The following is an 11,998-nucleotide window of genomic DNA, read 5'->3' as shown; positions in this document are numbered from 1 at the left end:
GCCGATTCCACCTTGGGCGCCGCGGGGCCGTACCGTAGTGCGCCGTGTCCACCGCCTCCGAGAACGCGGCCGCCAGCCTCGACGACGTGCTGGTCGGCGAGGCCGTGCTGGGCGTGTACCGGCAGATGTTCGCGGCGCTGGCGCGCGACAGCGGCGCCGTGGTGGACGATCCCGAGCTGGTGGACGTCGCCGAGACGCTGCTCGCCGCGTTCGCCGACGCGGGCGAGGACGGGCTGAGCCGGGAGCAGATGCGGTACGTGTGCCGCCGGTACCCGTCCGAGGTGTTCGAGAACCGGCTGCGGGTGCTGAAGGGGCTCGGCGCCGTCCGGGAGGTGTTCCCCAAGCCGAACCAGCTGCGGTACCGGGCGTCGTTCACCAGCGTGGTCGGGCTGATGTTCGTGCGGCGGATGATGCTGGACGGCGGGCAGAGCGAGATGCACCGGCTCCTCGCGCTGGAGCAGCTCAACGTCGCCGACCCGCGGATGACGCCCGAGCAGGCGCGCGACGGCGCGGAGGGCCTGGCCCGCGCGTTCCGGCTGTGGAGCGTCGAACTCGTCACGCTCACCAACGGGACGATCGAGGAGCTGCGGGAGCAGGCGCCGAAGCTGTGGGGCACCGAGGAGATCCTGCTGCGCGCCGAGCGGCTGCACGGGGCGATCCTGCGGCGGTGGCCGCAGCTCGACCGCACCTGCACGGACCTGCGCGCCGCCATCTACGCCTACGGCGACGCGTCGCGGCGGGCGGCCGCGCGCCTGACGGACTCCGCGGGCACGACCCGCAACCTGACCCTCCTTCCGCCCGAGACGTGGCGCACCTTCGCCCGTACCGCGGGCCGCGAGGAGCTCGCGGCGGTCCTGGACGGTTTCGTGTTCGACGCCGCCGCGCCGTGGCACGAGCCGTCCGCGGTGGTGACCGCCGTCGAGGACGGGCCGCGCGCGACCCCGCCGCGGCCGGCGCCGCCGCGGCCGTCCGTGCCCGACACCGGGCTGTCGTCGGAGACCGGCTCCGACATCACGGCGATGGAGCGGCTGCGCGCCATGGCGGAGGAGGTCCTGCGCGGGCGGGACCGGGTCGCCGTGCACGACGTCCTCGCGCAGGACTGGGTGACCGCGCGCCGGACGCTGGCCGACCTGTCGTCGGCCCATCTGCACCCCGAGCTCCCGTACCGGCTCGTCTGGTCGGACGGCCTGGACGTCCGCCCGGACGGCGCGCCCACCTGGGTGACGCCCGGATGGTTCGAGAGGACGTGACCGTGGACCCGCAGGTTCTCGCGCGGGCCCGCGCCCGCGTGCTCGGCGCCCCGTCGGTCGCGGCGGCCGATCCGGTCCCGGCGGGGACGGCCGCGGCCACGGACGGCGACCGGGTGTGGCTGCTGCCGGTCTGGCCGGACGGCGCGACGCCCGCGCTTCTGGAGGAGTACGAGACCGCGCCCATGCCGCTGGACCGCGCGGGTCAGGCGCGCCGGGTGCTCGCCGCCGCGCTGCGGTGCTGCTGGACGCGGCTGGACGACGCCCCGTGGCCGGGAGCGCCGGCGACGGTCGCGGCCGTCCTGGACGTCTACGCGGGCATGTCCCGGGGGGACGCGGACCTGGCGCGCCGCTGGGCCACCGGCGAGCTGCGCCGCCTGGCCGACACCGGGTGGCTTCTCCTGGACGAGGGCACCGCAGGGAAGAGCGGTACCGTCCGTCCCGGTCCGCGGGTCTCCCTGTGGGCGGAGCACACGCTGTCATCGCTGCGTTCCCTTCTGCACCGCCTGCCCGAACCCCCGCCGCCCCCCGCGATATCGCACGCCCAGGACCCGCTCGACGAGCCTCCGGCCGTCCCGTCCCCTCGTCCCGCCGAACCGGCCGACGACGAGCCGGCTTCGGCCGCGGAGCCTTCGGCACCGGGTGGTGAACGTGCGTCATCCGCGCCTCCTGTGGTGTTCAGGTCACCTTCCGTGAACGAGCCTGCCGCGCCCCCGGCACCGGCGGCGGAGAAATCTCTTTCTGTGGATAACTCGCCGCCGACCGGCCCCGACGAGGCCGAGCCGGACCCGGAAGACGGTCCACGGGCTGCACGCGAGGACGCGTCGCGTGAGGAAGGTCCGGGGAGCGGCGGTGAGTGAGCTGTTCGAGGGCCTGCTGCGCGGCTATGACGAGCGGCGGCGGGCGGAGCTGGTCGCGGCGTACATGGCGGTGGAGCACGCCGCCGAGCCGGTGCCGGAGGTGCGGTTCCCGGCGCTGCGGGAGCCGGCGCTGCGGCGGACGGTCGAGGAGATGCTGGCGCTGAGCGGCCGGACGCTGGTCCGGTCGGAGCAGACGTCGTGGATCTCGGGGTACCGGGACGACGTCGCGGCGGAGCTGGCGAAGGACGAGGAGTGCGTGCCGCCGGTGCAGGAGCGGGCGGTGCTGACGCTGGTGCTGATCCATTCGGTGGCGATCCCGCGCGCGGCGGGGCTGCTGGAGGACGACTCGTGGCTGTCGCCGTACCCGACGCCGGTGGAGGAGCTGAGGCGGCGGACGCAGCTGCCCGTCGGGGAGCTCGAGGCGGCGCTGCGGCGGCTGCGGCTGGCCGGGCTGGTGGCGCAGGTGAAGGCGGGCGCCGACCCGGCCGACCCGGCGCAGGCGGGCGGTTTCGTGCCGGGGCCGCAGTTCCACCGGCTGACGCCGGCGGCGCGCAGGCGGCTGCAGGAGGAGCTGATCCTGGCCGCGGGGCCGGACTCGCCGCTGGCGGCGGCGATCCGGGCGCGGCGGCGGGGGCGGGAACGCAAGCAGGGGGAGAGCGAATGACGGCCGTGCTGGAACCGCTGGTGCCGGGGCCCGTCCGGGACGCGGAGAACCTCGTCGGCGACCGGACGCTGGTGGCGGTGCAGGCGGTGAACATCTCGCGGCTGTCGACGCATCCGGTGCCGACCGTGCCGGGCACGCTGATCGTGGTGGCGGGGCAGGGCCCGAAGGACTCCAACGGGGCGGGCAAGTCGTCGTTCATCGCGGCGATCACGGCGCTGCTGGGCGACGAGCAGTGGCGGTTCGCGTCGGGTGCGCGGGCCGTGGCCGAGCTGCTGTTCAACGCGGAGCTGGCGGCGCAGGGCGACAGCCAGTGGGCGAGCGCGGACCACGGGTACATCGTGGGCGTCTTCGACTACGCCGAGGCCGCCGACCCCGACGTCCGGACCGAGAACGGCCAGGACGAGGACGGCCAGGACGGGGACGACGACCGTGAGACCGCGCTGACCGTGTGGCTGCGGGTGAACGTGGACGCGCCGCATCTGGAGATCCGCTGGCAGGAGGGCGTGTACCTGGCGTCGGCGCCGTCGGAGGCGGGACGGGTCGCGCTCGCGGACCGGCTGTGGGCGAGCCTGCCGCGCAGCGCCGGCCGCCGCGACCTGGTGGCGAAGGACCTGAGCCGCGTCCTGTACGGCGGGCAGGTGCGGTGCGTGTCGTTCCTGTCGACGTCGGTGCGGTCGAAGGTCGCGACGAACCTGCTGTCGCAGCCGCTGAACGAGATCAGCCCGGAGCGGATCTTCAGCGCGATCGCGGCGCTGACCGGCCTCGACCGGGAGCTGGAGGCCGAGCGCAAGTCGCGGGCGGAGGAGCACCGGGAGCGGGCGAAGGCGGCGGAGGCGGCGGACCGGCTCGCGGAGTGGGAGCGCGAGGCGGCGGCGCTGCTGAAGACGTTCGACCGACGCGACCGGGCGCGCGAGGAGGTCGCGGCGGCGCTGCGGCACTGGCGGACGCGGCAGGCGCGGCTGCTCGGGGACGCGGCGGAGACCGACGCGGCGCTCGCCGCCGAGCAGGAGGGGCTGCGGGCCGAGGCCGAGGAGCTGGCGGCGGCGGCGAAGGCGGCGGAGCGGGAGATCGAGCAGCTCACCGGGGGCGCGCTGGACGCGCGGCTCGGCGAGGCGAGCGCGGCGCTGGCCGAGCTGAAGGGGCAGGCCGACAAGCTCGGCGCGGACAAGGCGGTCGCCCGCAACCGCATGGAGGAGCTGCGGCGGCAGGTGTCGGCGCTGGAGGAGCGGCGGCGGGAGGCCGACGGGCGGGACGGCGCCGCCGCGAAGGCGGAGCTGGCGGACGCGGAGGCGCGCCGGGACGAGGCGCAGCAGGAGTTCGGGATGGCGCGCGGCGCCGTCGCGCGCGCGGAACGGTCGCTGGCGGAGGCGGAGGCGGGCGAGAGCAGCGCGCCCGCGCAGATCCGGGCGCTGGCCGCCGCCGGGATCGCGGCGGTGGGGCTGCTGGACGCGGTGGAGCTGGCCGAGGACGTCCGCGACCGGTGGGAGGCCGCGCTGTGGCCGTACCGGGAGGCCGTCGTGGTCGGGACGTCCGATCTGGACGCGGCGGCGGACGCGCTGAAGGGGCTGCCCGGCTCGATGATCGTCCCGGCGGACGGGGAGCTGAACCCGGGCGGCGAGCCGGTGCCGGGGCACCCCGAGGGGGTCCGGTGCGCGCTGCCGCTGACGCGCTTCTTCGGCGCCTTCGAGGGCGACGGGAAGGGCGTCGTGATCGTCGGCGGGTTCCCCGAGCCGGTGACGGGGCGGGTGGCGCGCGTGCAGGCGGCGCGGGCCGCTCTGGAGGCGGCGAAGGAGGCGCTGGAGAGCGCGCGGCAGGCGACGTCCGACGCCGCCGCCGACGTGGCGCGCGCGGGGCGCCGCCTCGCGGGCGCGCAGGCGGCGGACGAGCTGGACGCCGTGCACGAGCGCATGGCGGAGCTGCGGGCGCAGCTGGAGGAGCTGGCGAGCAGCGAGTCGAAGCTCGGTCCCCGGCTGGGGTCGGCGGAGCAGGCCGTGCGGCGGCTCCAGGCGAAAGCGGACACGCGCGCGCTGGAGGTGGACCGGCTGCGCGGGCGCAAGGAGGCGCACGACCGCGACCGCGACCGGGTGCGGCGCAAGGCGGCGGAGCTGGCGGACAAGCGCGCGGCGCTCGGCCTGGAGGAGCTGGAGAAGGAGTGGGGCGGCTCCCGGGACGGCGCCGCCGAGTGGCTGTCCGGCCTCGACGACGACGAGGCGACGTGGACGCCCGCCGAGTGGTGGCACACCGCCGAGAAGCATCTGTCGGAGGCGCTGCGGCGCGTCTTCCCGGACGGCCCGTCCGATGAGGACATGCCGGAGGAGACGCGGTTCCTGCTGCGGGAGCGCGCCGAGGGCGAGGGCCGCCGCACCGACCGGGAGCAGGCCACGTTCCTGCGGCTGGCGAAGTCGCTGGAGGGCTACCTGCGCCGCCAGGAGGACTACGAGAAGCACCAGCGGCGGCAGATCGAGGTGCAGATGTCCGGGCGCCGGGCCGACCTGGAGAAGGCGCGCAAGGGCGCGACGGAGGCGGCGGGCGCCGCGGAGGCGCACCGGACGGCGCTGACGGCGGCGATCCGCGCGCGGCTCCAGCGGGTGTCGGAGGAGTTCGAGAAGCTGGACGTGACGTACGGCGGGTACGGCGCGACGCTGGAGTTCCCGACGCCGGAGCAGCCCGGCGACCCGGAGCAGGAGTGGCGCTGGCGGGTGACGCCGAAGTGGCGGCGCTCGGACGGCCAGCGGTACGTCCCGTACAACCGGCGCGCGAACACGGCGCTGATGGACGAGAAGGCGGTCAAGCTGGTGTGCGCGGCGGCGCTGGCCAGTTCCGGCGGCGGGCGGCTGTGCCTGGTGCTGGACGAGCTGGGCCGCAACCTGGGCAAGGAGCACCGCAAGGAGGCCGTGGCGCTGTTCCGCAAGATCGGCGAGACGCACGGCATCACGGTGATCGGCGCGTTGCAGGACGACATGGAGCCGTACGCGATCGACGCGTGCGGGCAGTACGTGAAGCTGCGCCGCTCGTCGGACACAATGCCGTACAACGAGCCGCCGGTCGTCGTGGGGTACGACGAGCACGAGCCGCGGGTCCGGAAGCTGGCGGAGGCGGTCACCCGGGCGCGGGCCGACGTGACCGGCACGACCGACGCGACCGGCACGACCGCCGGTACCGGCGAAGCGCCGTAAATCATGTGAAGGCAGGCGGCGATTCCGGCAGGATGCCCGGCATGCGTGCTGACGAGCTCCTGACCGAGGTCGAACCGCTGCCGTTCGGGGAGCGCTGCCGGCGGCTGGCGGACCTGCGCGGACGCGCCGGCACGCCGGAGCTGGCGGCGCTGCTCGGCGAGCTGGCGGGCGGCGGCCACTACGAGCGGTCCGTGGGGCTGTTCGTCGCGTCGGCCGTGCGGGACGAGGCGTCGCTCGCGCACATCGCGCGCGCCATGGGCGACGCCGACGCGGAGCTGGCGTGCCGCGCGATCCGGCTGTACGTGCAGCACGGGAACGGCCCGGAGCCGTTCCTCGCCGGGCTCGACGACGCGCCGGCGGCGATCCGGTCGGAGATCTACGACGCCGTCCGCAGGCGGCGGCGCGCGGATCTGGCGGACGCGCTCGTCGGGCCGGTCGCGGACCGCTGGGGCGTGGAGGAGGCCGCCGCGCTGCTGCCCGCCTGCAGCCCGCCGGTGGTGGCGGAGCGGATCGACGCGTTCGCGCGCGCCGTCCCGAACTGGGCGTCGCTCGGCGGCGCGCATCCCGGCGTCGTGCTGGACCATGCGGAGCGGCGGCTCGCGGAGGCGGCCGACTGGCTGCGCGCGGGGCTGTGGGGGCTGTACGGGCCCGGCGTCGCGGCGGCGGTGGGGCACGACCCAGGACGTGTCGTCGGATTGCTGGAGCGGTTCGGCGGCGACCCGGGGCTGCCGTTCGCTCTGGACTCGAAGACCGGTGTCCTGCTGGAGGCGGAGCCGGTCCGGATGATCCGGCTGCTGACCTCCGAGCGGTACGAGCGCTCGCTGCGCCGGGTGCTGTGGCGCAGGTCCGTCCGGGACCGGCTCGCGGCGCTCGGCGACGGCGACGTGGCGCGGGTGGCGCGGGCCGTCCGCGAGGACGACAGTGCGCTCCGCCTGCTGCTGAAGGCGTTCCCGCCGTCCCGCCGCGAGCACGTGTTCGACGCCGCGATGGCCGGGGTGGACCTGTCGGCCGTCGAGCTGGACGAGTCGCTCCTCGACGTCCTCCCGCGCGCGCTCCGGGTGAGGGAGGCGCGTCGGATGCTGCGCCTGCGCCGGGTCGCCGAGACGCCCGCGCGCTACTGGAGCATCAGCGCGTTCCTTCCGTACGAGGAAGGGACGCCGGTCCTGGAGGCGCTGACCCGCCGCCCGGACGCCGACGACCGCGCGACCGGCTACGCGCTTCTGATCGCGTGCGCGGGGCGCAGCCGCGATCCGGGCACGCTGACCGCGATGCTGGAGTCGCTCGTCCGGCTGCGCAACGAGCAGGATCCCGTCCGGTACTCGGCTCTGGACGCGCTCGCGAACGTCCCGGAGGGCCTGCTGCGCTCCGAGCACGCGGCGGCGGTGGCGCGGTTCGCCGACGACGCGCTGGCCGCCCGCGACTGCTCGTACATGACCCGGCAGGCGCTCGGGCGGATCGCCGCCGCGTTCTGCCGGCAGGGCGCGATCCGCGACGACGCCGACCTGGTCGTGTTCGGGCTGGAGCTGGTCGAGCGGCTCATCGGCCACGCCGGCGCGGTGTTCCTCGGCCGCCTCGACCGCGTGCTGCGGCACGGCCAGGAGTTCCGGCTCGCCGACACGCTCGCGCCCCACCTCGACGCCGCCGCGCGCCGCGACGACCACCGCCTCGCACTGGTGCTCGTGCGGGCGCTGGGCCGCCGCGCGCACCGCGTCCCGCGCCTCCAGGACGCGCTGGAGGCCGCCCTCGACGCGCGCAGCGACGACGTCCTCAAGCAGGCCATCGGGCTGTGGCTCGCTCCCCCGGGCACCCGCGCCGAACGCGTCGGGCGGGTCGTCGCGAAGGACCCGTCGGCCGTCGCGGTCCCGGCCGTCCTGGCCGCGGTCGCCCGCGAGCGCACCGACCTGCTGCACCTGGTCCTCGGCGGGACGACTCCGCCCGGACGGTTCCAGCGCGCGGACGTCACCTACGTCCCGCACATGGCCGCGGCGTGGATGCGCCGGTGGACGTCCCGGCAGCGCGACGCCTACCTCGGCCTGCTCGCCCGCGTGGCCGGGAACGAGGAGCAGCCGGGCGACGCGCGGGCGAGCGCGATCCGGACCATCGGCACGGTCCCCGGCGTGGACGCGGCCCGGCTGCGCCCCTACCTCGACTCCGACGACGACCGGATCCGCCGCACCGCGCTGACCGCGGTGGCGTGGACGGCGTCCCCGCAGGCCGTCCTGCCGGACCTGCTCGCGCACGCCGCCACGGACCACGCGCACGTCGCCATGTACGCGATGACCCGTGCGGCCCGTTTCGTCCGGCCGTCGGAGCTGGCGGCGATCCTCGGTCCGGCGCTCCGGGAGGGCAAGATCACCGCGCGCAAGGAGGCGCTGCGGATCCTGCTGCACAACCGGGTGCCGGACGCCCTGGACCTGGTCGCCGCCGCCTGGGACGACCCCGGCCAGCACCGGGACGTGCGCGCCGCGATCGCCTCGGCGGTCCGCCCGTACCTGGCCGAACCGGTGGCGCGGCGGATCCTGGGCGAAGCGGCGGACGGCCCGCGCGACCTGGCCCGCCAGGTGCTCGGCACGCCGCCGCCGGCCGTCGAGGAGCGGTTCCGCGGCTTCTACGCCTCGCTGGTCCTGCGGGTGGCGGGTTCCGACGACACCGAGGCGCGCGCCGCCGCGCTGCCGAACGTCCCTCAGTGGGCGCAGTGGGCACCGGACGCTCCGGCGGTGGTGGCCGGTCTCGTCACCGACCTCGCCGTGACCGAGGGCTGGAGGCCCGCCCTGGACGCGCTGGTCGGCTGCGTCGTCGCCGGTTACGGCGCGGCGGAGCTCGGCGCGACCGCGGCCGGCCTGGCCGCCGCGCCCGACGAGCCGAGCGCCGGCGCCGAACGGGACCTGCCGGCGTTCCAGCGGCTGACGGCGCTGGTCGGCGCGGTGCGCAGCGCCGCGAACCGCGACCGCGACACGGCGGAGCGGGCCGTCGCCGCCCTGGACGGCCGCCTCCCCGGCGACCTCGCCCGCGAGCTGGCCGCCGCGACGCTCCGCTGGGACGGCCCCGGCACGGCCGCCGCGCTGGACGCCCTCGCGGACGGGTGCGCCGGCGGGGTCCTCGCGGCCCGGGAGGTCGCCGAGGCCCTCGTCGCGTGGGCGGACGAGAGGTGGCTCGCCTACCCGGAGTACGTCACCCTCCCCGCCGGCACGCCCGATCCCGAGGCGGTCCTCCCCCACGCGGAACGGCTGGCCCGACGCGGCGACCTCGCGGGCGGGCTGTTCGCCGCCGCGCTCACCGGCGTCCACGCGCGCCGCGCGGGCTGGCCCGCCCCCTGGCGCGCCCTCCTGCGCACCCTGCGCGCCCACGCCCACCCCGACGTGGCCTACACCGCCCGCCGCATGCGCACCGCCGAGGAGTGACCAACCTTCCCCCGGTGTGCCGCATCACAATGGTGGACCGATCGGGACGAACCCAAGGGGTGGCCGGTGACGCAGTGGCGGGTTTCGGGATTCGAGGAGGTGCGCGAGCTCGGCCGCGGCGCGCAGGGGCGGGTGGCGCTGGCCCGGCACGGCGGGACCGGCGCGCCCGTCGCCATCAAGTACCTGCCCGCCGACGCCGATCCGCGGGCCAGGGACGCCTTCCGCAACGAGGCGCGGATGCTCGGCCGGGTCGACGACCCGCACGTGGCGCGGCTCTACCGGCTCGTCGAGACCGAGAACGGCACCGCGCTGATCATGGAGGCGGTCGAGGGCGTCTCGCTGAAGCGGGTCCTGGCCGAGCACGGCGCCCTCGGCCCCGAGGCGGCGCTGCTGGTCCTGAAGGGGTCGCTGCGCGGGCTCGCCGCCGCGCACGCCGCCGGGGTCGTGCACCGCGACTACAAGCCCGCCAACGTCGTCGTCCGCGCGGACGGCCTCAGCAAGCTCATCGACTTCGGCATCGCCGTGTGGACGGGCGAGGGCGACCGGTCGGGCACCCCGGCCTACATGGCGCCCGAGCAGTGGCGCGGCGAACCCGCGACCCCGGCCACCGACGTCTACGCCGCCACGTGCGTCTTCTACGAATGCGTGACCGGTGAGCGGCCCTACCGCGCGGACGACCGCATCGGGCTGATGGGGCAGCACTCGAACGCGCCCGTCCCGGCGGACGCGGTCCCCGAGCCGCTGCGCGCGCTCGTGCTGCAGGGGATGGCGAAGGACGCCGCGTACCGTCCGCCGAGCGCCGCGCACTTCGCCGGCGAACTCGACCGTATCGCCGTCAATGCCTACGGCCCCGACTGGGAGCAGCGGGGCGTGCGCGCCCTGGCCATCGCGGCCACCGCCTTCGCCGCGCTGTTCCCGCTCGCCGCCGCGGGCCTGCTGCCCGGCGGCGCAGGCGCGGCGGGCGCCGGTACGGCGGGAGCGGCGGGAGCGGCGGGGACGAGCGGGGCCGCGACGGGCTCCGGCGGGCTCCTGTCGGCGGTCGGCACCAAGGCGGGCGTCGCGATCGCGGGCGCCGCCGTCGCCGGCACCGCCGCGGTCGGAGCCGGCGTCTACGCCGCGACCCGCCCCGACCGCGACCACACCCCCGTCGCCGCCACGGCGACGGCCAAGGCGACGCCGTCCGGGCAGCGGATGTCGTTCGGCACGTTCACCCTCACCACCCCCGTGGACTGGAGGCTCTCGCCGCTGACCGACCTTCCGGGCCGTCCCAAGGGCAACTACTGGGTGAACTCCCCCGGAGCATGCTCCCCGTCCACGATCGGCGCCCCGAAGGACAAGAACCGGAAGGCCTACGACAACAACTGCCCCGGATTCGTGGTGATCGGCGAACCGTGGCGCAACGACCAGGAGAACGGCTGGAAGGGCTTCACCACCGACCGCCCCTGGGGGCCGGAGACCGAAGCCTTCCGCACCTGCCCGCACCGCGGCGACCTCAACGGCATCGGCACCGACGCCGACCGGGCCAAGCCCGTGCGCACGGGCACCGCGAAGGTCGGGACGCGGACGGCCCAGTACCGCGAATGGCGCATCCACTGCCTCGTCCTGCAAGGCGCCGACCAGTTCAAGCCCACCAGCGTGACGTACGTCCAGCGGTACTGGTACCTGACGGAGCCGCGCCTCCTCATCCTCGACGAGTTCGGCACCCCGGGCCTCGACGAGATCCTCGCGAAGGCGACCTGGACCTGACGGGAGGGACGTCCCATGGCGCAGTGGCGTGTTCCGGAGTTCGACGAGGTGCGGGAGCTGGGGCGGGGCGCGCAGGGCCGGGTCGTGCTGGCGCGGCACGCGGTCCGCGGCACACCGGTCGCGATCAAGTACCTCGCGGCCGGCGCCGACCCGGAGGCGCGGGACCGGTTCCGGGAGGAGGCGCGGATGCTCGGCCGGGTTCACGACCCCCACGTGGCCCGGCTCTACCGGCTCGTCGAGCACGGCGACGACCTCGCCATCGTGATGGAGGCGGTGGACGGCGTCCCGTTCCGGGAGATCCTGCGCAGGTACGGGGCGCTGGAGCCGGAGGCGGCGCTCAGCGCGCTGAAGGGGTCGCTCCTCGGGCTCGCCGCGGCGCACGCCGCCGGGGTCGTCCACCGCGACTACAAGCCCGCGAACGTGATCGTCCCGGCGGACGGCCGCAGCAGGCTCGTCGACTTCGGCATCGCGGTCGTGGCGGGCGGCGCCTCCGCCGCGGGGACGCCGCTGTACATGGCGCCGGAGCAGTGGCGCGGCGAGCCCGCCACCCCCGCGACCGACGTGTACGCGGCGACGTGCGTCTTCTACGAGGCCCTGACCGGCCGCCGCCCGTACACCGGGGACCGCGCGTCGATCATGGCGGGGCATCTCGACGGCGCCGTGCCGGCCGAGCACGTCCCGGAGCCGCTGCGCCCGCTCGTCGCGCGGGGCATGGCCAAGGACCCGGCCGACCGTCCGGTCAGCGCGTCGGCGTTCGTCGGGCGGCTCGACGAGGTCGCGGGCGGCGCGTACGGGCCGGACTGGGAGTCGCGGGGCGTCCGCGCCCTGGCGGGCGCCGCCGTCGCGCTCGCCGCGCTGTTCCCGCTGGCCGCCGCCGGGCTCGTCCCGGCCGGTGCGGCGGGCG

At 76.4% G+C, this 11,998-nt stretch carries 7 protein-coding genes; all 7 read left to right on the top strand.

The window, feature by feature from the left end; translation table 11 throughout:
• Nucleotides 1-44 precede the first annotated feature (44 nt).
• Nucleotides 45-1,250: a hypothetical protein gene (locus tag amrb99_RS44735; RefSeq protein ID WP_190868149.1), complete on the top strand. Its 1,206-nt coding sequence runs from the start codon at nucleotides 45-47 to the stop codon at nucleotides 1,248-1,250.
• A 2-nt stretch (nucleotides 1,251-1,252) separates the two neighbouring features.
• The gene (locus tag amrb99_RS52010; protein ID WP_241756522.1) at nucleotides 1,253-2,107 is read left to right on the top strand and encodes a hypothetical protein; all 855 of its coding nucleotides are present in this window, start codon (nucleotides 1,253-1,255) and stop codon (nucleotides 2,105-2,107) included.
• A complete protein-coding gene (locus amrb99_RS44725) occupies nucleotides 2,100-2,771 on the top strand; it encodes a hypothetical protein (RefSeq protein WP_190868147.1) in 672 nt (223 codons plus the stop codon). The genes amrb99_RS52010 and amrb99_RS44725 overlap by 8 nt, the downstream gene beginning before the upstream one ends.
• The gene (locus amrb99_RS44720) at nucleotides 2,768-5,947 is read left to right on the top strand and encodes a chromosome partitioning protein ParA (RefSeq protein WP_190868145.1); all 3,180 of its coding nucleotides are present in this window, start codon (nucleotides 2,768-2,770) and stop codon (nucleotides 5,945-5,947) included. Before amrb99_RS44725 ends, amrb99_RS44720 begins: the two co-directional genes overlap by 4 nt.
• A gap of 41 nt (nucleotides 5,948-5,988) precedes the next feature.
• Nucleotides 5,989-9,348, top strand: a complete 3,360-nt coding sequence (locus amrb99_RS44715; RefSeq protein ID WP_190868143.1) for a hypothetical protein — start codon at nucleotides 5,989-5,991, stop codon at nucleotides 9,346-9,348.
• 66 nt (nucleotides 9,349-9,414) lie between these two features.
• A complete protein-coding gene (locus tag amrb99_RS44710) occupies nucleotides 9,415-11,094 on the top strand; it encodes a serine/threonine-protein kinase (protein WP_190868141.1) in 1,680 nt (559 codons plus the stop codon).
• Nucleotides 11,095-11,109: 15 nt separating this feature from the next.
• Nucleotides 11,110-11,998: serine/threonine-protein kinase (locus amrb99_RS44705; protein ID WP_190868139.1), on the top strand; the 889-nt coding region annotated here is incomplete at its 3' end.

The sequence above is a fragment of the Actinomadura sp. RB99 genome, from assembly GCF_014706005.1.
In the GTDB taxonomy this organism is placed as follows: Bacteria; Actinomycetota; Actinomycetes; order Streptosporangiales; family Streptosporangiaceae; genus Spirillospora.
This window is presented reverse-complemented; position numbering and strand designations above follow the sequence as displayed.